The sequence below is a fragment of the Lentzea sp. NPDC004782 genome (assembly GCF_040609115.1).
Taxonomy (GTDB): domain Bacteria; phylum Actinomycetota; class Actinomycetes; order Mycobacteriales; family Pseudonocardiaceae; genus Lentzea.
Window position 1 is genome coordinate 207175 of sequence record NZ_JBEXJN010000004.1, and the last position, 25271, is coordinate 232445.

20 protein-coding genes and 1 pseudogene are annotated in these 25271 nt (G+C 64.6%); 8 read left to right on the forward strand and 13 right to left on the reverse strand.

Features of this window, described 5'->3' with window-relative positions; genetic code table 11:
• The first annotated feature begins 139 nt into the window (after positions 1-139).
• From ABZV40_RS05825 to ABZV40_RS05840, 4 genes are all read left to right on the forward strand, one after another.
• The gene (locus tag ABZV40_RS05825; RefSeq protein ID WP_355436409.1) at positions 140-712 is read left to right on the forward strand and encodes a hypothetical protein; all 573 of its coding nucleotides are present in this window, start codon (positions 140-142) and stop codon (positions 710-712) included.
• 37 nt (positions 713-749) lie between these two features.
• Complete coding sequence (locus ABZV40_RS05830) at positions 750-956, forward strand: helix-turn-helix domain-containing protein (RefSeq protein ID WP_030476773.1); 207 nt, start codon at positions 750-752, stop codon at positions 954-956.
• A 391-nt stretch (positions 957-1347) separates the two neighbouring features.
• The gene (mobC, locus tag ABZV40_RS05835; protein WP_355436412.1) at positions 1348-1704 is read left to right on the forward strand and encodes a plasmid mobilization relaxosome protein MobC; all 357 of its coding nucleotides are present in this window, start codon (positions 1348-1350) and stop codon (positions 1702-1704) included.
• Complete coding sequence (locus tag ABZV40_RS05840; RefSeq protein ID WP_355436415.1) at positions 1701-3269, forward strand: relaxase/mobilization nuclease domain-containing protein; 1569 nt, start codon at positions 1701-1703, stop codon at positions 3267-3269. Before mobC ends, ABZV40_RS05840 begins: the two co-directional genes overlap by 4 nt.
• Before the next feature lie 345 nt (positions 3270-3614).
• Here the strand turns inward: ABZV40_RS05840 and ABZV40_RS05845 are convergent, their stop codons facing one another.
• From ABZV40_RS05845 to ABZV40_RS05885, 9 genes are all read right to left on the reverse strand, one after another.
• Positions 3615-4124: a hypothetical protein gene (locus ABZV40_RS05845; protein WP_355436418.1), complete on the reverse strand. Its 510-nt coding sequence runs from the start codon at positions 4122-4124 to the stop codon at positions 3615-3617.
• Between the two features lie 47 nt (positions 4125-4171).
• Positions 4172-5224 (reverse strand): AAA family ATPase, encoded by a 1053-nt coding sequence (locus ABZV40_RS05850; RefSeq protein ID WP_355436422.1) that lies wholly within the window; start codon positions 5222-5224, stop codon positions 4172-4174.
• A 287-nt stretch (positions 5225-5511) separates the two neighbouring features.
• The gene (gene fxlM / locus ABZV40_RS05855) at positions 5512-7935 is read right to left on the reverse strand and encodes a methyltransferase, FxLD system (RefSeq protein ID WP_355436601.1); all 2424 of its coding nucleotides are present in this window, start codon (positions 7933-7935) and stop codon (positions 5512-5514) included.
• Positions 7932-11000, reverse strand: a complete 3069-nt coding sequence (locus ABZV40_RS05860) for a lantibiotic dehydratase (protein WP_355436425.1) — start codon at positions 10998-11000, stop codon at positions 7932-7934. The genes fxlM and ABZV40_RS05860 overlap by 4 nt, the downstream gene beginning before the upstream one ends.
• Positions 11001-11085: 85 nt before the next feature.
• Positions 11086-11259, reverse strand: a complete 174-nt coding sequence (locus tag ABZV40_RS05865; RefSeq protein ID WP_355436428.1) for a hypothetical protein — start codon at positions 11257-11259, stop codon at positions 11086-11088.
• Positions 11260-11371: 112 nt separating this feature from the next.
• Complete coding sequence (locus tag ABZV40_RS05870; protein ID WP_355436430.1) at positions 11372-11680, reverse strand: hypothetical protein; 309 nt, start codon at positions 11678-11680, stop codon at positions 11372-11374.
• Between the two features lie 5 nt (positions 11681-11685).
• Positions 11686-11895 (reverse strand): hypothetical protein, encoded by a 210-nt coding sequence (locus ABZV40_RS05875; protein WP_355436433.1) that lies wholly within the window; start codon positions 11893-11895, stop codon positions 11686-11688.
• Complete coding sequence (locus tag ABZV40_RS05880; protein WP_355436436.1) at positions 11892-12077, reverse strand: hypothetical protein; 186 nt, start codon at positions 12075-12077, stop codon at positions 11892-11894. The genes ABZV40_RS05875 and ABZV40_RS05880 overlap by 4 nt, the downstream gene beginning before the upstream one ends.
• Before the next feature lie 343 nt (positions 12078-12420).
• Positions 12421-13614, reverse strand: coding sequence for a helix-turn-helix transcriptional regulator (locus ABZV40_RS05885; protein ID WP_355436438.1), 1194 nt, complete (start codon positions 13612-13614; stop codon positions 12421-12423).
• Between the two features lie 433 nt (positions 13615-14047).
• Between ABZV40_RS05885 and ABZV40_RS05890 the strand changes: the two genes are divergently transcribed.
• Genes ABZV40_RS05890 through ABZV40_RS05900 form a run of 3 tightly spaced genes read left to right on the forward strand, consistent with a single transcriptional unit; the run spans position 14048 to position 20531 of the window.
• Entirely contained in the window at positions 14048-17557 is a 3510-nt protein-coding gene (locus ABZV40_RS05890; protein WP_355436441.1) for a DEAD/DEAH box helicase family protein, read from the forward strand.
• Positions 17554-18999 carry a restriction endonuclease subunit S gene (locus tag ABZV40_RS05895; RefSeq protein WP_355436444.1) on the forward strand — a complete coding sequence of 482 codons (1446 nt, stop codon included), beginning with the start codon at positions 17554-17556 and terminating at the stop codon, positions 18997-18999. Before ABZV40_RS05890 ends, ABZV40_RS05895 begins: the two co-directional genes overlap by 4 nt.
• A complete protein-coding gene (locus ABZV40_RS05900; protein ID WP_355436446.1) occupies positions 18996-20531 on the forward strand; it encodes a class I SAM-dependent DNA methyltransferase in 1536 nt (511 codons plus the stop codon). The genes ABZV40_RS05895 and ABZV40_RS05900 overlap by 4 nt, the downstream gene beginning before the upstream one ends.
• A 274-nt stretch (positions 20532-20805) precedes the next feature.
• Here ABZV40_RS05900 and ABZV40_RS05905 read toward each other — a convergent pair whose 3' ends face one another.
• From ABZV40_RS05905 to ABZV40_RS05915, 3 genes are all read right to left on the reverse strand, one after another.
• Positions 20806-21744 carry a hypothetical protein gene (locus tag ABZV40_RS05905; RefSeq protein WP_355436449.1) on the reverse strand — a complete coding sequence of 313 codons (939 nt, stop codon included), beginning with the start codon at positions 21742-21744 and terminating at the stop codon, positions 20806-20808.
• 202 nt (positions 21745-21946) lie between these two features.
• Positions 21947-22531, reverse strand: a complete 585-nt coding sequence (locus ABZV40_RS05910; RefSeq protein WP_355436453.1) for a helix-turn-helix domain-containing protein — start codon at positions 22529-22531, stop codon at positions 21947-21949.
• Positions 22532-22671: 140 nt separating this feature from the next.
• Positions 22672-23349, reverse strand: coding sequence for an MBL fold metallo-hydrolase (locus ABZV40_RS05915; protein WP_355436457.1), 678 nt, complete (start codon positions 23347-23349; stop codon positions 22672-22674).
• A 138-nt stretch (positions 23350-23487) separates the two neighbouring features.
• On the opposite strand from ABZV40_RS05915, the pseudogene ABZV40_RS05920 reads away from it, so the two are divergent.
• Positions 23488-24444 (forward strand): annotated as a pseudogene (locus tag ABZV40_RS05920) (acyltransferase); the annotation flags it as partial.
• A 50-nt stretch (positions 24445-24494) separates the two neighbouring features.
• Here the strand turns inward: ABZV40_RS05920 and ABZV40_RS05925 are convergent.
• Positions 24495-25247, reverse strand: a complete 753-nt coding sequence (locus tag ABZV40_RS05925) for a maleylpyruvate isomerase family mycothiol-dependent enzyme (RefSeq protein ID WP_355436461.1) — start codon at positions 25245-25247, stop codon at positions 24495-24497.
• Positions 25248-25271: the final 24 nt, after the last annotated feature.

A 25271-nucleotide genomic window follows, 5' to 3' on the forward strand; every position in this document is an offset into this window, starting at 1 on the left:
GAGCTCAGAGGCACAGCGGGACGCAGTGGTGCGTCAGGTAACCGCGCCCGCAGCTCGTGCCGAGTGCTACTCCGCTCGTGAGATCCATCGACGAGTGCACCTCGTTCGCGAGTTGCGTAAGTCCCTCCCTCCTGAAGAGATGCAGGGCATCGAGACAGCGTTGCCGCGCGGTCTGCTCGCGGGCTTCGAGGCCTTCGCCGACCGCATCGACGCGGCGAACACGAGGGTTGCCGCGAGTCATCCGAAGCGACTCAGGTTGCTCGCGAAGGCGATGGATCTACCGTTCACGGTCCACCAAGAGCTGATGATCCTCAGCGAACATGACCCGTTCAAGCGGTCCGTCAGCCGCGACTTCGGCCGTGCGTATGGCCTCGGCGTGAAGCCTGCGGATCGACCGGCGATCGCGCTTGAGGTCGACGCGGCGGTGCGACTCATCCGGCTCTTGGTGTTGCTGTCCAGGGCTGCCGAGCAGAAGTTTCCTGTGTCGGTCCTGCTGTGGCTGCTTGACCTCCTCGCCGGTGAGTTCGTCGCGCCGCCGGCTACCGAGCCGTTGCAGAACGCGCCACCCACGCGTCGAGCGCGTCCACCAGGTCGACTTGTCGTCGCCGGGCCGCGCGTTGCCCGTGCTCCAGGACGCCGCGTCCCTCGCAGCTCGTTGCAGCGAGGGCCGGGATGGGCTGTGCGCGTTCGGGGGAACGCTGTAGCCGCATAGCGCGTCGCTGGCCTTCCTGTTCAGGAAGGGCCACACCGTGGCAGACAAGACTCCACCTGCTTACCTCCCTGTGTCAGAGGCGGCCGCACATCTGTCCGTCTCCGAGGTCACGATCCGCCGGGCGATCAGGGCCGGCAAGCTCCCGCACATCCGTCTTGGACGGCTCGTGCGAGTCGCCGTCGACGACCTCGACGCGTTCGCTGCGGCCCATCGGGTAGCGGGGGTGACCCGTGACCCGCAGTAGAAGGACACGTGGAAAACCCGCCCGCCACATCGACGACTACGTCGAAGAGATCGTGCGTAGCGCGCCGCCGTTCAGCGCGCGGCAGCGGCTGAGGATTGCCGCGATCTTGTCGACCGGCGACGACTCAAGTCCGCGCGGCGGATGTCGTTGACCGGCTTGATTTTCGGGGTGCCGGTGCGCGTTGTGACACCGGCACCCCGCCGCTCCCAGCAGGAGTGGCGACAGGAGCAAGGTAGACAAAAAGCAGCCTTTGGCCTTGCTGGCCGGCGGCCGCCAAGCTTGGCTCATCCGGGGGGATGGCATGGCGCGTAACGGAAGTACCGGGGGATACCGACCGCACGCTATGCAGAGACGTGACATCGCGAAGACAGCACGCTTCAACGAGCCCGAGATGAGTGCAGTCGTTTCGGCCGCAGCGCGAGCACAGCTCCGAGTCGGTGCGTGGATCGCAAAGGCAGCCGTTGAAGCGGCACTCGCTGACAACAACCCGCGGCGAGTAGCCGCGAAGGAGATCGGGCAGCAGCTGATGCAGGTGCAGACGGAGCTTCAGCAGCTGCGTCGCGCGAGCGTCCTGCACGGCAACAACCTGAACCAGTTGGCGGCTGCGGCGAACACGACCGGCGAAGTCGGCATCGCTTCGTCTCGCGTCATCGCGAACATCGATCGAGTCGTGGCTCAACTGGATGAGCGCCTTTCCGCAGTCGACGCACTCCTCGCGCGCATCGTCGATCGCTTCGAGTCGACATGATCGGAAAGGTGACGCGCGGCTGGAACGTCTATGGCCTGATCCGCTACCTGATGGGACCAGGAAGCACCGAGCAGTCGGCGCACACGGATCAGCACGTCTTCGCGACGTGGGACGGTCGTCCCGAGGCGCACCAGCCCGAGCAACTCGGAACCGACCGGTTCGACGTCGGTGCCTTGGTCGCAGCTCTTCGGGCACCTGCAGCGCTCGCCGGGATGCCCAAGCGCCGTCCGCGTGAGGATGACTGGTCAGGCACTGTGAGCCGGATCCCGAAAGGCCCCGTGTGGCAGTGCTCGTTGCGCAACCATCCTGACGACCCGCTGCTGACGGACGAGCAGTGGGCAGACGTGGTGGGGGACGTACTGCACCGCACTGGGATCGCCGAGCGCGATGATCCTGGCGGCTGCCGATGGGTCGCGATCCGTCACGCGCCTGACCACGTGCACATCGCCGCAGTGCTGGTTCGACAAGACACCGGCGAACTCGTGCACCCTCACCGCAATTACGACTTCCGGCGTGTGAAGGAGGTGTGCAACGCGGCCGAGGACCAGTACGGCCTCACAAGCACCGGTGCCGCGGATCGGACGGCGACGCCTCGTCCGACTCGCGCTGAGAACGAGAAGGCTTCCAGGCTTTACGCCGATGGCCAGAGACAGACGGACGTCGCGGTTCGCAACAAGCTGCGTCGCCAGGTCTCCAGCGCCGCTGCTGCCGCGCGGAACTGGGACGAGTTCGTGGAGTACCTGGCGTTGGCCAATGCGACGGTACGCGTCCGTCAAGGTCACCACGGCCAGATTCTCGGCTACTCGGTCACGGACGCCTCCGACCCGGCGTGCCGCACCGCCTCGGGTGATCCGCTGTACTTCGCCGGAGGAAAGCTCGGTCCGGATCTCACCTACTCGAAGCTCATGAGCCGGTGGGAATCGGTGGAGACGACCGTGCCCGCCTCGGTGCAGGGGATCGTCGATGAGGTTGTTCTGCCTGCATGTGAGCGGATGCGGCACCGCGGACCATTGAACAAGACCGAGTTCGGACAGCAGGCGATGCAGGGCATCGCTCATGCGACAGGCGACATGTTGTTGGCTCTTGTCGTTGTCGCGGATGCGGATCGAGTGGCACTGCTGATCGACGCATGGGAGACATACGCGCGGGCCGGCCGTGTGCCCGAGCAGGTCTTGCCACGTCGATGGGCGAAGGTTTCGCGCGATCTGCGCTCAGCTGCCAACCAGCTGATCAGAGCGTCTGTCCGTGGTCCAGCACGCCAACGGGCCACACCCGACCAGTTCATCGTGCTCTTGATAGCGGTGGCGACGCTTGTCGCCGAGATCGCGGCGTGGCATGAGGCACATCAGCGCCACGTCGCGGCTCGGCATGCGCGGGCGACCCGCGGTGTGCTGGATCAGATGGTGGCAGGGCAAGTAAACCGCGTGCCACCGCAAGGTCTCACGCCGCCAGTGGCTGCGCCCTCGAGATTACGTCGAGAACTCGCCACGAGACCCTTGCTCGGATCGCTCCCAAACCGTCAATCGGCTTCTGTGAGGAGCGATCGCACGCACAGACGAACTTAAGATCAAGTTCGTCGTCTGCAAACCGGACCGTTGAAACCTTCGCCCGCTCGCATGTTTCTTGCTCGGATATGGATCAGCAGGCTTCTGATGTTTGTTGATCATGGCCGCGGCGTGGCTCCGTGCATCGTCTGGCGGTGGTATTTAGGCGTTGCCATGGCTGGATTCGTGCCGGACAAAGTTTCAGCGGCGCCGCCCGCCTCTGTAACTCAGTCACTCAACGACTCCGCACCCGCTGTGCCCTTACAGTCGAGGTCGGCTGTCCAAGCAGTCAAAATGGTGGTTCGTCTGCGAACCTACCGCTTGCCGCTGAGGGTGCGTGCCCCCCGACGTGGTCGATCCACAAGGTCACTCAGTACCGCGAAACGCGGACCCCTTCTCGGAACGGGACATCACGCGCTCCACGATGCGGTCGGCAACACGTGAGGTGTCCTTCCACTTCATAGCGAGCTTGTCTGCATCCATTCCGTGCTCGGCGATGATATCGCGGAGTTGTTCCAGATCTAGTTTCAGGAGGCGTTCACGTAGTCCATCGGCACCTACCTCGTTGAAAACGGCGAACGGATCCCACGGGCCAGGATTACGGCGATTCGATCTTGTCCGCCTGGTGTGTGTACGTGACGGCTTATCGGTGGTCCGTGACCTCGCAGCGTGCGGGGTGTCTGTGATGTCGCTTGCGGTATCGAGTGCATTAGTCAGGGAATGGGCTAGACGATTATTTTCGGCAGCCTCGCTGGCGATGACGCCCACCAAGCGCGCTAGTCGCGTTGCAAGGGAGGCGTCACGGTGGGCAAGGTCGAGCAGGGCTGTTGCCGCGGACTCCACGGCGAAAGTTACGGTCCCGTCGTCGTTGTTCATTGGAGTGCGTCCTGTCGCGTCGATTCGGCTCGCCGTCTCTTCGGCGGTCACAACGACGCCTCGGCGCGCTTGATGAACTCCTCGGTCAGATTCCGTAGCAACGGGAACATACCCGCATACCCGTACTTCTGCCGCAGGGTGGACACGGCCACATGCTCAGCCGCCGATGCCACCTGATTCGCTTCGGGGATCATTTCATCAAAGAGTTCTGGCAAGTTTTCATCAGTTTTCATCCGTGCAAGCGTGTTTTCGTGCACTGTCGTGCCCGTCCGGTATTTCGTCACCACGATCCCGAGTTCGACGATATCTTCGCCGATGTCCCGAGCGAAATCTGCGACCCGCGATTGAATTTGGGGGATGCCGTACGTCGACAGCACGTCTGGGATCGTGGGGATGATATAACCGCTAGAGATGCGCAAGCCATTCAAGGTGACGATGCCGAGATTCGGGGGGCAGTCGATTAGGACGTAGTCGTAGTTCGGGAGGAGTGGGCGCACCGCCTTGTGCAGCAGGTCTACCGGCCTTGACGCATAGAACCGGCCTGATGGCATAGTCGCGAGTCGATCCTGGACATCGATAAGATCAAGAGACGACGGCAGAAGATCTACCGTGCCGACCGCGCTGACCGGGGAAACGCCTTTCTGTAGCGTGGCCTTCAGATCGAACTTCTCAGGCTCGTTATCCGGACGTAGCGCGTCCTGAAAAAGCGTCGCCAGAGTGTGGCCCTTCTCGTTCAGCTTAGACCAACGTTTCTCACTGATAAGGATCGTGGTGGCATTCGTCTGCGGATCCAAGTCCACGACTAAGACTTTCTGGCCGAACTCGCCGGAAAGAAACTCCGCCAAAGCGACGGTTGTGGTGGTCTTGCCGACCCCTCCCTTGAGGTTGATCGTTGAGACGACGTACGTCATGCTTTTTCTCCTTCGTGCCAAGTAGCGTTCGATCTGATCAAGGCGGAACACAGGACCGGAGCGCAAATCCGCTACCGGGCGTGGGAACTTCAGGTCTCGGACCCGCCAGTTGGCGACCACGGTCCGCCCAACGCCTGCCATCTCGGCGATCTCGGCCAGGCCGACAAGCTGCCCTTCGGGGAGGTCCAAGCCATCTCCTCTTGCTGTGGATAACGTTCACGAAGTTTATGTGTTGATGTGAACGATGTCCACACTCTGGCTCCTCTCAGTGTGCATGTAGCATGAAACGCGCAGTTCAGGGGCTTGTGTTCGGCGAGTTGACTCACTAGTCATTGTTCGATCGGTCGCCAGGCCGTGCTGTGGCCATCGGGGTCGTCGGCATGACGTGGAGAAGGTCGAGCACGTGGAGCGGCCCCGACTCTTGCGGGACAGTGTCCAGCAGAAGGCGGGGCCGTATCGATGCGTCCGAAGGGTGATCAGCGTGACATGACGAGCCGGATGAACTGCTTGTCGATGACCTGGCCGGCGGTAAGCGCGTCGTCCGGTGTTCCCGCGCGATAGGCGGCGATAGTCGGCTGAGCGGCGCGATCCTCGCCCCAGGCACGGATCACGGTGCACAGCCGTTCGGCGAGCTGCTCTCCAGCAGGGCCGTGGCCGATCGCTCCGAGTTCCCAGCGCTTGTCCTGCGCGTCAGGCTCGGGGTTCTTCAACGTCATGTACGCCAACGATTCGCCCTCGACGAGGGCTACGCTGCTGTACCGGAAGGCGGGCTTGGCCAGTCCGGCCTCCACAGCGTCGTTACCGGCGCAGAAGCGCACCGTCCCCGGCTCAACGGCGGTGACCAGCGGCCAGATGAGGTCGGTGGACTCCATGGCCACGATCGACGTGCCGGACCACACGGTGCTCGCAGGCTTTGCCAGAACCCCCTGCAGGACATCGAGATCGACGGGCTGGTCAGGGTCCCAGTACAGCAGAACGTCGTCGGCGATCTTGCCCTTCTGTTCGCTGTTCTGGCCGTCGCCGATCATCGGGATGAAGCCGCACAGCTGGCTGTCGGTGGCGCGCAGTACGCCGTTGTCGTTGACGAACGCGACGCTGCGGGTCTGGCCACGCCAGGTCAACGGGACGACGAGCCGACCACCGGCAGCGAGCTGGTCGAACCAGGCCGGGGGCAGGTCCCAGGGACCGACGGTGACGATGATCCGGTCAAACGGGCCGTTCTCGGGGTCGCCGAGCACGCCATCTCCGGTGATGACGTGTACGCGGTCGTAGCCGGTGGCGGCGAGCGCTCGCTGGGCGTGCTCGGTGACGTCTGGATGGATGTCGATGGTGCTGACGTGGCCGGTCTCGCCAACGAGTTCGGCGAGCAGGGCGGCGTTCCAGCCGGTGCCGGCGCCGATCTCCAGGACGCGCTGGCCGGGGCGGGCGTCGAGCTGGTTGAGCATCATCGCGACGACGGTGGGTACGGAGATACAGCTGGCGGGCCTGCCGCCGGGAGGGCCGGGCTTGATGGTGATGGCCCGGTTGGCGTAGGCGTCCTCGATACTCGCGTCCGGCACGAACGGGTGGCGGGGAACCTTGCGCAGGACCCGTTCGACCTCGGCCGACAGCGCTTGGCTGTTCTCCACGATGTGGTCGACCATCCGGTTGCGCAGGTCTTCGGGCTGGGTTTCCGTGGTGGTCATCCCGTTCCTCTCAAGTTCGGTACTGCGGTCAGGTGTGGCGAGGAGCAGGCACGCATCCCAGTGGAACGCGGGTTCGGTCGCCGAGTACAGGGCCAGCGCGACTCCGGTCGCGCCCTCCAGCAGGCCGTCCCCGGCCGGTGGCCGGTGATCGCGCAGGTGCTGTTGGAAGTCTTTGTGCAGCCGCGGCAGGAGCGTGGCGAGTTCGCTTCCGGGTCCGGCGTCGTCCGCGGCGCGGCGGACAGTCTGGACCAGTCCGGCCCAGCCGTGGCACAGCGACGCGCCGTCGAGCTGATCGAGCTGCTGTGGGTCGGTGATGCACGACGCGAGCGCGTTCTCGGCGGCGCGCTGCCGCTGTTGGTCGCCGAGGGCGATTCCCGCAAGCTGCTGTGCGCGGGTGATGCCGGGCGTGCCGTAGCACCACGACGGCCTCTGCGGACCAACCTGGCTGGTGGTGCCCGTGCGCCACTCGTGCAGGTTGATGGTGCCAGGCCACCACGGTGTGGTGCGGGTGCCGAGTTGCCAGCGGTCGAGCACCCCGCAGATGTTCTCGATCGCCTCGGCGTGTGCTGGTACGGAGATGCCGTTGATCTTGGCAGTCGCCAGCAAGGCCAGCGGCCCGGTGACACCATGAGCGATCGAAAGGTTCGCGTGTCCGCCAGGCCACTGCGGGCAAGGACTGTCGGCAGGTTCGTTGCCGGTCCACCAGGCGGGCAGCTGCTCATCGTCGAACGTGATCGGCTCGCACACCAGCCGCACGAGGTAGGACAGCACGTCGTGCAGCAGCGCGTCGTGGCCGGTGTGCAGCAGGTAGGTCCCGATCCCGGTCAGTCCGTTGATCAGGTCGAACTCGCGTAGACGTGAAGGGAGTCCGTCGTCGATGCGCTGGTGTGCTGCGTCGAGGCGACGCCGCGTCAGGCGTGAGATGTGTGCGTCGAGAGTGTGCAGCGGGCGGGCATAGGCAGGGTTTCCCGTGGTGCGCAGCACGAATGCGACCGCGGGCGCGCCGTTGAACAGGCACGCGTCGGGGTGGGCGGCGAGCGGGCTGCGGGTCATCGTCGTGATCCACTGGCGTGCCGCTGGCCAGCCGATTAGGCCGGCGCGGGCCTGGCCGACGCGCAACAGTGCGGTCCCGGCCGCGCCGTAGGACAGTGACTGTCCCCAGGCGGGAGTGGGGTCGTGCTGTGGCGGCGCGGTGGGTGAGGTTATTGGCGTCATTGGGAATCGCCGCCTTGGTGCAGTGCCCGCCAGGCCAACGCGGCGTGCCTGGTGAGGCGCTTGCACAGGCGCTCGTGGTCGGGGTTGATGCCGATGGCCCGGTTGTGGTGCATGTGCAGCAACGACTCCAGCGCGGAGTTGATGTCGATGCCGGTGCCGGGGCGCAGGTGCCCTCGGTAGGCGGCCAGGGCCTCGGCGCGGGCCTGCCAGGCCTGCTCGACCGGTTCCGTCCAGCCCGGCAGCTGCCGTAGGGCGGTCAGGTCGACCGAGAGCCGCATCGCATCGTCGAGGATGTGCCGAGCGATGGTGACCGCGGGCGCAGTGCGGTTGATCAACCAGTTGGCTGCGGCGCCAGGCGTGCCGAGAAATCCGCGGACGATGCCGACCATGTTCGCAGTGGCCAGCGCAGTGGGGTTGACCAACTTGGCGGGCAGGGTACGGAGCATGGCGGCGACCAACCGCGAGTCGGCGACGAAGACTTCCTCGGCCGCTTCCAGCGCTGCGCCGGGCCCATAGCGGCCGATTTCGGGTTGGTAAGAAGCGAACCGCACGTCCGTGATCAAGCCTGCCTGCCGTATCCGCTGCGTCCATTCCCCGACCGTGATCGTGCACGCAGAGTAGTGCTCGGGCGTGGGGCGTAGGCGCAGCCGGAGGTGATCGGGCTCGTGGTGGCTGTGGTATCGCACGAACCACCATGCGGTGCCTTCGGGAAGGGTGTTGACCAGCTGCGGAAGGCGGGTAGCGAGGATGCTGTCCAGACGCTCTGGGTGGGTGTGGATCTTCGCGGTGAGCCAGGTGGTACCGGGGTAACAGGGGAGTTGCCCGTGCTGGTTGGTCACCTCGGGTAGCGGACCGCACAACGGGGCGGGAGCAGCTGGACGGGTGGTGACCAGTGGCAGCGCGATCTCGTGGGCGTGGCCATCGATCCAGCCGTAATCGGCCACGTCGGTGGCTTCGTAGAGGATGGCCTGGCCGTGCTTTACGAGGTGGGTGTGCAGGAGCGTGGCATGGACAGGCTCGTCGAGACTCAGCCGCAGTGTGCGGTCGGCGTCGCGCAGTTCCACCACGTCCGGGCAGTTCCAGCGTGTCCGCCAAGCGGCGAGCAGCGCGCGCCAGCCCCGCGGGCCGGTGCCTTCTGGCGGCAAGTCGGTAGTGGACAGACGCCACTGCGCCGGGGACAGCACTGTGCGGCCGTAGCGCACCCGAGGCAGAACCGGCAGCGTCACATGCGGACCCCAATCGAACTGGTACCAGGAGGCGCTGAACGCGCGCGGCAGTTCGGCCAGGAACCGCGCCAGCGGATGCGGCTGCTTGTCCAGGGCGAGAGCGTGGAATACCTGCGGCTCAACCACCCGGCGCCGCGATCGGCTGACCAGGTAGAGCCGGTCACGGGTCGCGCAGACGGCCAGGTCCTCCAGTGGAATCAAAGTCGAGGGGTCATCGTGGCCGCGGTGCTCACCCAGCGGAATCACGTGATCGAGGTAGGCGGGTACCCGGCAGACGTTCTCGGCGGGCACGAACTTCGGGCCGAAGCTCAGCTGCGCACGAAGCGCGCCCTCAGTCGAGGCTGGAAGCGCCCGGTAGGCCTCGGCGAGACCGGACCCGGTGGCCATCGGGGTGAACCGGCTGGTGAGGGTTCCGGCTGAGCGGGCGGGAGCGACGGTGAGCGTGAACTCGCCCCGGTTCAGCGCGTCCACACTGGAACAGTGCACGCGCGCTGCCAGTTCGACGTGCGGCGGGATGAAACGCTCGTCGAGCTCCGGGTCGGTGAGCGCAGCGACGTCGTTGTGGGACAAGACAATTTCGCGGCTGCCGTCGGCTATCGACAGCCACGCCATTGCCAGCAGCCGTTCGTCGCGTTGTCCGAGCGCGACGGCGGGAGCGGAGCGCAGACTGCCATGGAAGCGTGCGGGAAACCCGAGGCCGGCATCGGGCGACACGACCTCAAGTAGCGGTACCAGCGTCCCAACGCCGTAGCGATCGGTGAACTCGGCCTGATACTCGTGCCAGGCCGGGTCACCGGCAGGGTGGCGGGTGGTGCGCAGTAGTACGCTCGCGGCGGCGGCCATCTCCTGTGCGATCTTGCTCGGCAGCTCGATTGTGTTGTCCAGCAACAGATCCGCGGCGATGGGCGTTCGCCCTGCCGGAGACAGCGTGCGCATGTGGCTGATCAGTGCCGTGCGGGTCTCGTGCTGTTCGATGGCCGAAGTCGTGGGGGCGTTGTGGTGGCGCAACTCGGCGTGTATCGCGTCAAGATCGTGCAGCAAGTCTGCGATCTCGGGCAGTTCGGCGGCGTCCGCGTCGTTCAAGACGTTCAACACGTGGGTGAACGGGTCGGTGATGGTGAACGGCGCGCGCAGGCTGGTCAGCAGGAACCCCGGCCGCACAAGTAGCGCGGTGATGTTGTCGCGGACCTTGAGGCGGTCGGTGGTGAAGTCGTTGGCCAGCTTGTCGATGAGGTCGCCGAAGCGCATCGGTGTTGCAGCGGCCTGCCACGCGGCGAGGATCGCGGAGGTGCACAGCACCCTTGCCCGGTCCGTTCCCTGCGGGAGCTCCAGCCGGTCACCCCGGCGCACTGTGAGGTCGTTGACCGTGACGTGCAGGCGCTCCAGCAACTGCGGGCAGGATTCGGCCCGCGTGATGATGTCGGCCAGCCACTGTGCGTCGGTCCTTGCCGCGGCCCGGTGCCCCGCTCGCAACTCGACATGCCCGGCCTCTGCCAGCGTCACGGGAGCGACGCCGGCGAACAGCCCGAAGGGCGTGGGCCGTCCGATGCTGCGCAGCACGTAGCGCACGGCGGACACGGTGGCGCTGCGCACCTGTTTGTCGGACACGGCGTGCCCGGCGCAGATGTCGTCGACGCGGTCGGCCAGCGACGGGCTGGCCTGCCGCACAGCCGCGGCCAAGCCATCGCGTGCCCACATCCGGTCCAGCCATGCCCGGCAGGAAGCGATGTCGGTCAGGTCGGGCCACTGGTCGGGAGCGCTGCTCAGCGGTGTAGCCGAGGCTCGCAGCAGCGCGACTCCGGTGTGCCGATACAGCGGCTTGTGGTCAGCGTGACGCATCCGTTCCTCCAGACGTGACAACGAGAATGAGTGCCTTGGGGACCAGGGCCGCCTGGTCCCCAAGGCACATCGGGAACTTCTGGTGTCACACCCCTCCGGTGACACACGCTGACGCGCAGGTCGGGTCGCAGCCGTCGTCGGTTCCGTTGGTGCAGGGGTTCATCGCGGCGTCAGCCGGGATATCGGTGATGAACTCCAAGTGCTCCAAGGCGAACAGATCGTCTGCGGCGACGGGCCCGTCGAGCATGATCAATGACATGGCATCCCCTGTTTGTTCGTCGGTTCAACATCAACCTGACTAGAAGGCGTTGTGGTGCAACGGCATTCGAGTCAGGGCTTGCCGGATGAACTCATGGGTGAGCACCCGGAAGTCATCGCGGCCCCGCTGGGCCGGTAAACCACCAGCTCTGGTCGACCTGCAGTACGGCGGTGGCGGTGGCCAGTTCCTCGGTGTCACCGTCCGTGTCGGGCGCCGGTTCTGGCGTTGTGGCCGCGAGCATTTCGGGGGTGATGACGGGCATCTCGATGGTGTCGAAGTTGTTGCCCGGCCAGTCCCACGTGGTGCCGTCCTCGCTCCACTCCAGATGCAGCGGTCGTCCTTCGGCGACGGCGTCCTCCAGCAGTTCGGGAACCGTCATGCCCCATTGGTTGCCCTCGCGGTAGGCGTGCTGAGCTGCCACGGCACTCACCGCCAGCGGCTGCTGTCGTCCACCTTCGTCCCGACTTTCTGCAGGCAGTCGTCGCAGAAGCTGCCGCTCGGCGACTTGGCCGCCTTTTCGATGTCGAGCACCCGGCCGCACTCGGTGTCCACCGTGCCGTCGCCAGGACCGGTGCTGTCCCCGATCGCGTGGGTCAGGTTGTCCAGCGGCGAGGTCCACCAGACGTGGCCGCTCACCGGTTCTCCTGGCGCGCAGCAACGCGAAGGCGAGCCTGCCCGCCGTAGGTCGGCAGGCTGGTTGCGCGGATCGACGCGGCGAGCCGGTCACGGGCGGCCAGCCAGCTCGGATCGGTGGCGAGCGATTCGAGTGCCCCGCCGCCACCGGGCGATCGAGCGGGATCGGCGTTGGGCAAGGACATGGTCGGCGTCTCCGTTCACGTACGGCGCGCCCCGCATACCCGAGAAAGAGGGATGCGGGTCGCTGCTCGTAGGGCTCTGCGCCGGAATGGCCGACCAGATCAGCACGGTGTCGGCATTGAGAAGGGCGCAGGATGCGGTGGACGCGGCGTCACGGCCGGAGCGTCGGGGAGCAACCGGTCGTGACACCGCAGCATGCGAACGGAAGGTGAGGACCTGCGCGACCTGATGCCGCAACCTCGTCAACAGCGAAGATCCCACCTGGTGTCACCTCCCGTATCTGGAAAGTGACGCTAGGTGGGACCCTGGATCGCTATTTCACAACTTGTGAACGGGCGGCGTGGATCACCCGGATGGGGCTACACCGACCCTGTAGGCCAGGCCGCGAAGGTCACGGCCGCCGGCCTCTCGCCTGGCCTGAGCGAGCAGACCAGTCACGGACTCGCGGACGAAGACGTTGTTGCGAACCTTCTGCGGAGCCAGCTTCTCCGCCTCCAGAATTGCGGCGAGGCCCTGATCGCGATGCTTGCGCTCGGTCAGCAGACCGCGGCCCACGTCGATCCAGAATTGGGCCTGACGCGACTTGGACACACCGGCTGGTCGCACGGTGGAGGCGATCTCGCGGACCTTCGCGCCCGCGCCGAGCTCTAGGCCGATGGAGACCTTCCAGATGCCGACGTTGGTGCGGCCGAAGTTGGTCTGCATCCACGGGCTGACGTCCGGCTCGATCCGATCCGCGAGCGCCGTGGCCTCGGTCAGGTGGGTCTGGGCGGCGTCGGCGTCTCCCCGCGACGCGCACGCCAGGGCTGCGGTGAGGTGCGCGAGGCCGTGCACCTCTACCCGCGCACCAGGAAGCTGCGCGGTCTGCACGGCGAGGTCGTACTGGCGAGATCGGTTGGTGCCACTGATCAGCTGTGCGCGCTGGTAGGCGGCATAACTCAACCAGACCGGGTCGTCGAGCTCCTCGGCAGCCTCACGCATGCGTTCCACCGCCAGCACAGGTAGCCCCGCCACGCCGAGGTCGTGGGCGAAGTAGGCCACCGCCTTATAGGTCGCGATGAGTCCCACCAGGGCAGCCATGCGCCGCTTCGGGTCGTTCGCTGCGACGAGCAGGTCCCGGATCAGCGAGGGCAGCAACGCGCCTTGGGCGGCGTAGTCAGCGTTGGGCCGCAGGGTGAGGTTGAGCAGGTCCAGTTCAGCGCTCACCTGCTGCCACGGCCGAGCCGGCGCGTCGGGTACCTCGCCGATCCGCCAAGCGGTCATGGCGTCTTCGACCTCGAAGATGTGGCTGTGAGCCTCTTCAGAGGCCGCATCGGTCGGTGCGTAGGGCTTGCCGGTCAGCTCGGCTGGCGACACGCGCAGCGCGTTGGCCAGCGCTTCCAGCGTGGCCCGCTGGTTCACCGGCCGGAGCCCTCGCTCGATCATGCTCAGGTAGCTCGGCGCCATGCCCGCGAGCTGCGCTGTCGCGGTCAGACTCATTCCCCGGAACGAACGGATCTCACGTACCCGCCGACCGACGTGCGTCTCGTCCACTGCCACCTGCCTCTCGTCGGAGAGCTCTTGTCAGCTGAGGTACCCCTGGCTGATGGCCCTGAACAGCACCTCTCGCCGCGTCAGGCTAGCTGGCGTGGCCGTCTGTGTCGGCCACGGTGCTTATCGGTGTCTTGGATAAGGGGCGAGAGCATCTATCGCTTAGCAGGTTCGGGTTGCCGGCCACAAGCCATAGGCGAATGGTTTGTTGCATGTCCTTTGTGGACTTTGTGGGCCTGTGAAGGGGTGCGCAGGTCCGGCTAAGGCACGCTAAGCCACAGGTGGTGGCACTATTGACCACTCTGTCGGGTGGCTGGCCGATGCCCGTCTCGTTATTCCGCGGCGAACTGGTGCGTTCGAGTTGTAACATCGTCGCCGCGTTGCGCGATGATCTTTAGCTGAGCCAGGCGCGGCAGGAGCGCGGAGTCAGGCAGGGGGCGTTATGGGTGTGGACCAGCAGGTTCATGAGCTGGCTCAACGGTCAGCGAACTTCGGTCACTTGTTGACTCATGAGCCTGTGTTGGTTGTGCACGGCGCGGCTGCTGAGGCCGCAGTCTTCGCCGATCCGAATACAGCGATGTTCAAATGTCGACTGTTCGGCGAAGCGCTGGCGGCGCGAGCATTCATTCAGTTCGGCATACCCAATATGCCGGACAAGCAGTTCAAACGCCTCAAGATGCTCAGTGACCAAGGATTCATCAACCAACGCGTTCATGGTTGGTTTGAACAAGTTCGCACCATCGGCAACCAGGCAGTACATGAGGGGTATGCCGCTCAGCGCGATGCCCTGGTTCTGGTCAGGGCGTGCTACGAACTTGGCGCTTGGTTCGGTCGTACGGTCAGCGGGAGCCGCGATGCAGCGCCGCCGTTCGTGCCGCCGCAACCTCCCGTCACCCCGGAGCCAGTGGTTGCCGAGGAGTCGGAAGCGCTGGCGGAGTTGCGTCAGCTACTGAGCCAATACCACGCCGAGCTGGTCGAGATGAAGACGACCATCGACGACCGGACGGCTCGGGCCGCCGCCGAAGCGGCCGCTCAGTCCGCTGCGAGCCAGGAGATTCTGCGTACGGTGCAGGCACAGGCCGGGTTGCAGGATCTGGTCCGGCAGCTTTCCACCAAGGTGGACGAGCTGCAGCGCCAGCTCAACGAGAGGGCTTCCGACGCGGCGCCCATCGACTCCGCCCTCCGGGATGAGTACGTCGAGCGTGCGGCGATTGCGAGTCGTCCACTGCTCAGCGAGGCCCAGGTTCGACGGATTATCGACCGGATGCTCGCCGCCGCCGGGTGGGTGGTGCAGGACCACGCCGAGATGAACGTACACGCAACGTTGGGTGTTGCCGTCAGGGAGATGGCGACGGCTACAGGCCGAGCGGACTACCTGCTGTACGTCGGGGCCAAGCTGGTCGGTGTTATCGAGGCGAAGCGGGAAGGCGTGAGCCTGGGCGCAGTAAACTGGCAGACTGAGCGCTACGCGTCCGGACTAGATGCCGGCCAGCAACTCGCGGCTTGGCGCACACCACTGCCGTTCCGCTACGAGTCGACTGCGGTGGAGACCAGGTTCACCAACACCCTCGACCCGGTCGCCCGACCGCGACGGGTCTTCTCCTTCCATCAGCCGACCACCATCGCGCGATGGATCAGGGAGGCCGAGGCCAACGCGGAGGCTCCGACCTATCGGCACAGGCTCCGTCGTATGCCGGAACTGATCGCGGAGGATCTGCGAAACGCGCAATCAGAAGCGATCACCGGTCTGGAGGCGTCCCTCGCAGACGACAAGCCGCGGGCATTGATCCAAATGGCCACCGGAGCGGGCAAGACGTTCACGATGGTCACTGAGACCTACCGGCTGCTCCGCCACGCCGGGGCGAAGCGCGTGTTGTTCTTGGTGGATCGGAACAACCTCGGTCGCCAAGCGCAGGGCGAGTTCGAGAACTTCAGGACGCCAGAGGACGGGACGCCGTTCGGTGAGCTGTACAACGTGCAGCGGCTGCGCAGCGGTGTTGTGCTCGACTCGACCCACGTCGTGATCAGCACCGTCCAACGGCTGTACTCGATGCTCCGTGGCGAGGAAGTGCCGGAAGACGAGCGTGACGACGACTACCAGGTCGACGACGCTGTCGAGGTCGAGTACAACGCCGCGCTGCCGCCAGAGACGTTCGACTTGGTGATCGTGGACGAGTGCCACCGGTCGATCTACGGCAAGTGGCGTGCGGTGTTGGAGTATTTCGACGCGCACATGGTCGGTCTCACCGCCACGCCGGTGGCCCAGACGTTCGGCTTCTTCCACGAGAACCTGGTCAGCCAGTACACCTACCGGCAGGCAGTCACCGATCAGGTGAACGTCGACTTCGACATCATGCGGATCACGACAGTGGTCGGCGAGCAGGGAGGCAGCATTCCGGCGAACGTCCCGGTGCGCATCGTCGATCTGCACACCCGACGCGAGCGGTACGAGCAGCTCGACACCAACCTGGACTACAGCGCGGACGCCATCGGCCGGACTGTGATGAACCCGAGCCAGATCCGCACAGTGATCCAGCGGTTCCACGATGACTGGCCTCAGTACTTCCCTAACCGCCGGCTCGTGCCCAAGACGCTGATCTTCGCCAAGACGGACCAGCACGCCGACGAGATTGTCGACATCGTTCGTGAGATTTTCGGTGGAGGTACCAAGTTCTGTTCGAAGATCACCTATCGGGCGGAGAACCCGGAGCAGCTGATCGCGGATTTCCGCAACGATGCAGCGTTCCGGATCGCAGTCACCGTCGACATGATCGCGACGGGGACCGATGTGAAGCCGCTGGAGTGTGTTCTGTTCCTCCGAGGGGTGTCGAGCGCAACCTACTTCGAGCAGATGAAGGGCCGGGGTGCGCGCACGATCGACTCCGACGAGTTCCAGCGGGTCACCCCCGACGCGCGTGCCAAGGAGAAGTTTCTGCTGGTCGACCCGATCGGCGTGACTGACTCGCCCCTGGTCGACGCCAAGCCATTGCAGCCTGCCACCCAACGGCAAGTCAGTCTGGAGAAGTTGCTCAACCGCGCCGCCAGCCAGGGCATTTCCGTCGATGAGGCAGCCGCGCTTGCCTCACGGCTGAGCGCGCTCGACCGGCAGATCACACCGGACGAACGGGATGAACTGACCGAGCTTGCCAGTGGGGAGACGATTAAGGAGATTGCCCAGGGCTTGGAGCGTGCCACCGATGAGGAGGCCCAGGAGATTGCGTTGCAAGCAGGCGGCCCCGAGGCTCAGCAACGACTCGTACTCGACGCTGTGCGCACTCTCGCCGAGCGACCCGAGCTGCGGGCGCGCATCCTGACCATTCGTCGCAAGTACGATTTGCCCTACGACGAACACACTCTCGACCAGGTGGTGTCTGTCGAAGCGAGGCTGGTGGGCGAAAACGCGCCACAGCAGGTAGTCGAGGACTGGCGGCAGTACCTGCAAGACAATGCCGACGAGATCGCAGCACTGAGGGTGGCCTTCAGTGAGCCTCGACGCGACCCCGTCGATGTCTACAGGTCTCTGAAGCGGCTGGCCGCGAAGATCGAGTCGCCGCCCTACCGCTGGACGCCGGAAGTCCTCTGGAGGGCCTACCAGAACCTCGGCATCGCCAAGGGCAATGGTGGCCGCAAGGGCGTCCCCGAGTTGATGACCATCTTGCGCTACGAGCTCGGCCTCGACTCCGAGTTGCGCACCTACCGCAGTCGAATCGAAGACACGCTCGCTAACTGGCTCGCTCGCCAGGAGCAGAGCGGCGTGCGCTTCACCGTCGACCAGCGGTGGTGGATCGACAAGATCGCAGTTACCTTGGCCTACCGACTCCACGTGACCGCTGACGATCTCGATGGCGTACCGTTCACCGAACGCGGCGGCGTCGACGGCTTCATCCGCGACTTCGGCGACGATCACGCGGAACTACTGCTGGATGAGCTGAATAGGACCCTCCCCGCATGAGCGATCTTCCCCCAGGCTGGGAATGGGCCAAGCTAGGTGAAATCGGTACCTGGTTCGGTGGCGGCACACCGTCGAAGAGCAAGCCTGAGTACTGGCTTGACGCAACCATTCCGTGGCTTTCGCCAAAGGATATGGGATCCAATGTGCTCGCTGGAACTCAGGATAAAATTTCTCAGCTTGCCCTTGCGAACTCAGCCGTCCGCCTCGTTCCGTCTAATTCTGTCGCCATTGTGGTCAGATCGGGCATTCTGGAACGGAGGCTGCCCGTAGCAGTTGTTCCGTTTGGTACGACACTAAACCAAGATATGCGCGCAGTCGTGCCTTTCGCTGGTGTTTCGCCAAGGTGGGTCGCGTATTTTCTGCGAAGTATTGAATCTCAGATCCTAAAGAAGTGCGCCAAGCGTGGTACAACTGTGGCATCAATTGATGTGCCGAGCTTGATGGATATTCCTGTTCCAATTGCTCCAGGCGGGGAGCAAGAGCGCATCCTAGCTGTGCTGGAAGGGCATCTATCGCGAGTCGATGCAGCGGAGAAGTCCCTGCGCGCTGTATTCGGGGGCTTGAACCGGTTTGAGCAAGCACTTCTTGATAGCGTCGCACTCGGGCGTGATCAGAGGCTGGAGGGGAGCGAAAGCTTTGTTGAGCTATTGCATCGAACCCCGAAGAAAATCGACTATGGATCGCTTCCTTCGCTGCCGTCATCCTGGAGATGGCGTGTGGCGTCAGATGTATGCTCTTCCATTGAATGTGGCAGCACACCGAAGTCACACCTTATGTACCCCGGCGAAGGTGAAATCCCCTTCCTTAAAGTCTACAATCTGACCCGTTGGGGTGTTGTTGACTTCTCGGTACGTCCCACTTTTGTGGATCGCGCAACGCATGACTCGCTGTTGAAGCGCTCTCGTGTGTATCCCGGAGATGTTCTAACCAACATTGTCGGCCCACCTCTCGGTAAGACCGCGGTTGTTCCAGATTCGTGGCCGGAATGGAACATCAACCAAGCTATCGTGGCGTTCCGTGCAGGTTCCGAGGTGAACCCTGGGTGGTTGGAAGTTGTTCTTCGATCGCCGTTCGTGCTCGGTCTCCTACGGCGCACAGCGCGTGCGACCGCGGGACAGTTTAATATTTCGCTGTCAACCTGTCGCGAACTGCCTATTCCTGTGCCTCCGTTGGTTGAGCAGCTTGCCCTTGTCGAGTCGACTAGAGAGCGGATTCGAGGGCTGCGTCGATTGGAGAAGGATGTTGGTCTACTGGATCGACGCAACTCTGCACTTCGGCGGTCGCTACTAGTCGAGGCTTTTGCCGGCGGGCTGGTTCCTCAGGATGCGCATGAGGAACCAGCTTCGGCGTTGCTGGAGCGCCTTCGGCTGGAACGTGTGACTCAACTAAGGAACAAGCGCGTTCGTCGAGCTGTGAATCAACATCAGGAGACCACGCTGTGACGGTGCCGAAGACTGCAACTGAGGCTAAGCAACTTGTAGATAAGCTGTGGAGTTACTGCCATGTGCTTCGTCACGACGGTGTATCCACGATCGACTATGTCGATCAGTTGACCTTGTTGCTTTTTTTGAAGATGGCGCAAGAGCGAGCGGATCGGAAGTCATTCGGCGCTAAGGAGGTTGTGCCTAGCCATCTTAGCTGGCAGACTTTGGTGGACGCGAGCGCTGACGACCTTAAGTTCGCCTATGAGAATGTGCTTGACCAGCTTGGAAAAAAGCCAGAAACGGCGCTTGGGCTAATTTACCATAGTGCAGAGAATAAGATTCGCAATGCCTCCACGTTGAAAAGATTGATCGTTGACCTAATCGATAAGGTCAACTGGTCTGGCACTGGCGTGGACATCAAAGGCGACGCCTATGAGTCGCTCCTTGAAAAAGGGGCCGAGGATATTAAGTCCGGTGCTGGTCAATATTTCACGCCGCGACCCCTTATTGATGCAATGGTCCGATGTGTACGGCCTCGGCCGGATGACACTATTGTGGACCCCGCATGCGGCACTGGCGGGTTCCTGCTCGCCGCGCACGAGTACATCCAGGAGAACTACGGCGAGGAGTTGACGACGGAGGATGCAAAGCACCTCCGTAATGGCGGCATTTCTGGGATCGAACTCGTGCACGGTACAGCGCGCTTGGCGCAGATGAACCTCCTATTGCACGGCATCGGTGAGCCGGGTGGAAGGGCGCTCATCGGCGTTCGTGACGCCTTGTCGAGGCCTCCCGCGCTGAACGAGCGTGCAACGCTTGTGCTCGCTAATCCGCCGTTCGGTCGTAAGTCTGGATTCGCCTCGGTGGACGAGTTCGGCAAGGTTACTCGTGAAGACGTAAGCTACGACCGTGCCGATTTTTGGGTGACTACGAGCAACAAGCAGCTCAATTTCGTCCAGCACATCGCGAATATGTTGAAGATCGATGGCAGGGCAGCGGTCGTCGTTCCGGACAACGTGTTGTTTGAAGGCGGCGCGGGTGAAACCATTCGCCGACGTCTGCTCAGTGAGTGCGACGTGCACACTCTGCTCCGTCTGCCCACTGGCATCTTCTATGCAGGTGGAGTTAAAGCGAACGTACTGTTTTTCGATCGCAAGCGCGCCCGTCCGGAAGTGCCCTGGACGTCGAAGCTGTGGGTGTACGACTTCCGTACTGGTCAGCACTTCACGCTGCGGCAGAACAAGCTTCAGGCGCATCATTTGGACGATTTTGTCGAGGCGTACAACGTTGGCGATCGACACGCCCGTGGCGAGTCTGAGCGGTTCAAGAGCTTTACATACGACGAACTACTTGCCCGCGATAAGGTCAATCTCGATATTACCTGGATGCGGGATCCTGACCTAAATGACAGCGAAAACCTGCAATCTCCGGAGGTTATCGCGCAGGAGATTGTCGAGGATCTGCAAGCGGCGCTGGATGAGTTTGCCTCAGTTGCGGACGCCCTGCAACTGGCCAAGGCTGAACGGGATGACAGTGCGACCGACGAGTAGTGAGCCTCTCCCATCCTCATGATCGGGTCTGTTGTTCGAGGATGAGGATGGCTCGGGCGTAGTGAGTGACCTGTTCAGAGCTGGCGCGGACTCAGGCGAGGGCGCGCCAGCTCTCGAGGGGCCCATCGGCGGTCCGTGGGTACTCGGCGTCGGCGATTAGCTTGCTGTCTATCTAGCACTTCCGGCTATCCGAAGGGACCGTTCGGAGAGAGCTTGCTGATGATCAACTCGTCGCCGGCGTAGCGGTCGGTCGTCCGTAGCCCGGTCACGCGGTTCACTCCGCGCGCAGAGCGTCACGGACTTCACGTGCCGTGTCCGTACCGCATCCCAGGGCCTCGCGCAGCCGGGTAGCCGATGGCGCAGCCGGCAATTGTTTACCGGCGATCAGTTGGCGTGCTCGCTCTACCAGTAGGGCGGTACGAACCGCGGTAGCCTGCTCGGGCTTGGTCTCCCGATCAAGGGTGTTTTGCCTGTACTCCGGGGTAGTAGCGCCTACCGGTAGGCCGTGGTCGAGGTCAGCGAAAGCGGTCCAGATGGCGGGCATGATAGTGACCGTGCCGACGGCGACCAAAGGACCGATCGCGTGGGCGAGCAGCAGCATCGGGTCGAATCGGTCGGCCTGCCACGGGGTGTACGGCCAGATGTTGAGTGTGAGCGTCAAGGCGAGCGCGCCGAACTCTACGACGCTCAGATGCCTGTGTGTCAGTGTCCGGCCGCGCGTCGCGAGGTAAGCCTTGGCCCCGACCACAACGAGTAGCACCGCCGAGATGACCGGCTCAACTGCCCATGCGCCCCACCACGCCGCATCCCTGTTGGTCATGCTCCGGGTCAGCGTGTGGTGCACGCCTGTCGTGGACCAGGCCAATGCGCCGACGAGCGCCGCCAGCGCGACCGCGGTCAGGGTGAGCCGCACCCGTGTGGCCTGCCATGCCCGCGCCGCGGGGTTCTGTGCGAGGGCGTGCAGCTGCGCAGCCTCAGCGGCCCGTTTACGAGTGCGACGTACCCGGCCGGTATCCACCAGCAATGGCGCGGTGTCGGCCTGCAATGCCAGCAGGGCGTGTGCCTCGGCGACCTCGGCGCGGAGGTCGCGAACCCGCCTAGACTCCATCGGCTCGACGGTCGATGCATGACTGGCCAGGTAGTTGTCCAGCTCGGCCAAGGCGTGCTGCAGGTCGTCGTCGCTCGGCTCGGGCATCGGGGGTGCTGTGCTCATCGACCTACCCCGCAGTCGTCACTTGGGCAGTCGGTGATATGCCAGGTGCGGCGCCGAGCGGCGTCCGGGCCGGACAGGAAGTTGGTCGCGTCGCGCAATTTCTCCGCCGCAGCGCGGGACTCGTAGCAGCGCGCCGGAGAAGTCCAACCGCGCGGATGGATCGGTGAGACCGGCTCGGAGTAGGACAGGTGGACGCGGGCCATCACGACAGCACCGCTGGGTGGCAGCGCGGGCACAGGGACGACCGGGTTCGGTCGTCGTCGAGCCAGACGACGCGAGCTGACACCGGATCGGAGTCACGAGCGTCGCACTGGCCGCAGACCGCCGGGCGCCCACCGGGCGCGCTCGGCGTGGGACGGTTCCTCGGACGGTTAAGGGAAGGATCGGGTGCAGTGCTCGCACCCCGTCGCGTCGTTGATTGCACCTCGTGGCGCGTGGACTGCACCCCGTCCTGCTCAGCGAGGTGCGATACGTGCACCTCGTCACACATGGCGAGGTCCCAGCCCTGAGGACGGCGGTCGGCGCGCTTGATGTGCGCGGCCAGGATGTCCGGGTCTGACGGCTTGATCAGGCGCAACGCGTGGAGACGATCAAGAGTCGTGCGCACGGTTCGCTCGGACAGGCGGGTGTAGCGGGTCAGCGTCGCGACCGACGGGAACGAATTTCGCCCGAACGGGTCAGCGTGGTTGGCGAGGCCGATGAGGACTACTGCGAGTGAGCTTGAGTCCTTGCGGTTGGTCGGGATCGGGGCGCTGTTGAGGGCCCATGCGATTGCTTCGATGCTCACGGCGTCACCGCCGTGATGAGGGTCATGCGGCACGATGTGCGCACGGTCGGACCTCCACGTCCGATCGAGGCCCCGTCCCGCTGCTGGAACAGCGAACGGGGCCGCCTACGTCGTCGGTAGGCGGCCCCGTTCGGCCAAGATCACCAGCCTCGCTCGCGCCATTCGGCGAGCTTCGGACGCTCGACGCCTAGGGTCGAGTCGTCGCCGTGACCTGGATAGAACCACGTGTCGTCCGGCAGTTTGCCGAAGATCCGCTCTTCCAGGTCGGCCATCAGGCTGGCGAAGTTGTCTGGACTTGTTGTCCGCCCAGGACCACCCGGAAAGAGTGAATCTCCGGTGAACAGGTGCGGGTGACCCGTCGGGTCGTCGTAGAGGACCGCGATCGAACCCGGCGTGTGGCCGCGCAGGTGGATGATCGACAACGGGACTTCGCCCACGTTGATGGTGTCGCCGTGGTCCACCAGCACGTCCGGCGGGACGGGGAGGACGGCGGCGTCGAGCTCGTGCGCGACGGTGTTCGAGCCGTGGGCGCCGGCCAGGGCTCCCAGCGCCTGCCAGTGATCGGCGTGCTGGTGCGTCGTCACGATCGTGCGCAGGCGCGGGCGGTTCGGGATGTGGCCGAGCAGGTCGGACAGGCGCTCGTAGTCGTTGGCCGCGTCGATGAGCAACGCCTCGTTCGTGGACCGGCAAACGAGCAGGTAGGCGTTGTTGTCCATCGGTCCGACGGAGATCTTCGTGATGGTCAGCGCGTCCAGCGTGCGGCGGGCCGCGGGGCCACCTGGATCGACGTGACCGGTGTAGTTCTCGAGTACGTCCACGGTGGCAGACGGTAGTCGCTCGAACCGGTGCAACGCACACCTTCAGGTTGCATACAGGTTGCGCTCATAGGGTAAGTAAAGGTCAACATTCCGTCGCCGAGTACGCCGAAAGCATCAACGAACGGGTCCCCACCTCTCGTGATTCCAGCGCAACGACAAAAGCCCCGGACGGCCCGCAGGGTCAGCTGGGATGTACTTCGCGTCGTCGCCATCGGGTGCGTGTTGCTCCACCACGCCACGCTCACGAGCGTCAGCAGTCACCCCGATCTGGGGCCGCTGCCGTTCACGTTCCCGATGTCGATGGGTGCCAGCACGTTGATGGTCGTCTCGGCCTTCTTCGCCTGCGCCTCGCTCAACAGCGGCAAGCCCGGGCAGTTCCTGTGGAGAAGACTCGCGCGCCTGCTGCCGGCGTACATGGCGGCCGTGCTGCTCACATATGCCGTGCAGCGGTGGATCGCACCCGAGGGGTGGAGTCAGCTCGACGGCCGGGACGTCGTCTACAACCTGCTGCTGATCAACCAGTGGTTCCCGGACGTCAACATCGTCGACTTCGCCTACTGGACCGTGCCGGTGCAGATCGCGGCGTTCATCGCCGGTGCCGTCCTCGTGAAGTGCCTGCGAGGCCGGAAGCTCCGGTTCTTCCTGTGGGTGCTCATCATCACGCCGCTGCTGCTGCGGCCGTTGCTGGACCACTCGCACACGCTCTTCATGGTCTACAACGGTTTCGCGCTGCACCGGGCGCAGCTGTTCGCCGCCGGCATCGCGATCTGGTTGTGGCACAAGCACCGGATGAGCACCCCGCACTTGGTCGCGCTCCTCGTGGCCACTTTGGTGGCGCAGGCGATTCACACGACCGAGTACGGTTCGACGCTCGGGTTCGCTGTTCTGCTACTCCTGGTGTGCACTGCGGCGGCTGGACCCGACTGGGTGTTCTTCAAGCCGATCGCCAGGCCGGTCACCTGGCTCGCCGGCATCTCGTACGGGGTGTACCTGGTGCACGAGCAGATCGGCACCGTGGTGATGGACCGCATGCACGACGTCGGGCTGCGGTCCGGGTGGCTGCTCGCCGGGTTCCTCACCTCGGCGCTGGTGCTCGGCTGGCTGATGACGAAGTTCGTCGAACGGCCCGCGTACCGGTTGCTGACTCAGATCCAGTCGGGCAGGTCCGGCAGCTCGCCGCGCAGGCCCGCGCCGCCGGTCCTGCCGGTCAACCAGCCCAGCACGGTGCTGGCCGATCCGCTCACGGAGCTGCGGCTCGCCGGACCGTTGACCGTCCAGATGCGCTGAGTGCCGCCGGGCAGGGCGACCTCGATGCGGAACGGGTCGACCCTGCCCTCGAACTGCTTCACGGCGTCGTCGAGGAACTCCTCCACGAAGTCGGCGGGCAGGTCCTCGAACCCGATGCCGCAGTTCAGGTCGATGAGGTGGATCCACACCTCGCGCAGCCGGAACAACGGCACCTGGGACGCCGGGATCGTGGCGCCCTTGGGTGCCGTGACCTCCGAACGCCACGAGTGCGCCGGCATGTCGCGGCAGGCGTGCTCGAACCGGACGCACGCGGAGTCCAGGTCGGCCTTGATCACCTGCAGGATGCGGCGGGAGCCCTCCTCGATGTCGGCGTCGCGATCGGCTCGCGACGCGTAGGCCTCGTGCTCGACCCCGGTGCGCGCCCAGGTGAGCAGGTTCACCAGCGCGTCCGCGTTGCGCGCGAGGTGGGTGATGACGTGTCCGCGGGTCCATCCGGGGAGCAGGCTCGGACCGCGCACGGCGGTCTGGTCCAGCTCCTCGACGACCTCGTACAGCACGTCCGTCGCCTGGCGCACCGCGGTGATGTGCCGGTCGGGCACTCCGCGCGGTGCCGGTACGGAGGTGTGCTGCGTGGACGGCGTGTAGGTCATGTGCTGCCTCTCCCCGACGTTGAG

Excerpts from the sequence above, each read along its gene's own strand:
- ABZV40_RS05825 (WP_355436409.1), top strand. The coding sequence starts at position 140 with ATGCAGGGCATCGAGACAGCGTTGCCGCGCGGTCTGCTCGCGGGCTTC.
- mobC (WP_355436412.1), top strand. The coding sequence starts at position 1,348 with ATGAGTGCAGTCGTTTCGGCCGCAGCGCGAGCACAGCTCCGAGTCGGT.
- ABZV40_RS05840 (WP_355436415.1), top strand. The coding sequence starts at position 1,701 with ATGATCGGAAAGGTGACGCGCGGCTGGAACGTCTATGGCCTGATCCGC.
- ABZV40_RS05845 (WP_355436418.1), bottom strand. The coding sequence starts at position 4,124 with ATGAACAACGACGACGGGACCGTAACTTTCGCCGTGGAGTCCGCGGCA.
- fxlM (WP_355436601.1), bottom strand. The coding sequence starts at position 7,935 with ATGACGCCAATAACCTCACCCACCGCGCCGCCACAGCACGACCCCACT.
- ABZV40_RS05860 (WP_355436425.1), bottom strand. The coding sequence starts at position 11,000 with ATGCGTCACGCTGACCACAAGCCGCTGTATCGGCACACCGGAGTCGCG.
- ABZV40_RS05865 (WP_355436428.1), bottom strand. The coding sequence starts at position 11,259 with ATGTCATTGATCATGCTCGACGGGCCCGTCGCCGCAGACGATCTGTTC.
- ABZV40_RS05880 (WP_355436436.1), bottom strand. The coding sequence starts at position 12,077 with ATGTCCTTGCCCAACGCCGATCCCGCTCGATCGCCCGGTGGCGGCGGG.
- ABZV40_RS05890 (WP_355436441.1), top strand. The coding sequence starts at position 14,048 with ATGGGTGTGGACCAGCAGGTTCATGAGCTGGCTCAACGGTCAGCGAAC.
- ABZV40_RS05895 (WP_355436444.1), top strand. The coding sequence starts at position 17,554 with ATGAGCGATCTTCCCCCAGGCTGGGAATGGGCCAAGCTAGGTGAAATC.
- ABZV40_RS05905 (WP_355436449.1), bottom strand. The coding sequence starts at position 21,744 with ATGAGCACAGCACCCCCGATGCCCGAGCCGAGCGACGACGACCTGCAG.
- ABZV40_RS05925 (WP_355436461.1), bottom strand. The coding sequence starts at position 25,247 with ATGACCTACACGCCGTCCACGCAGCACACCTCCGTACCGGCACCGCGC.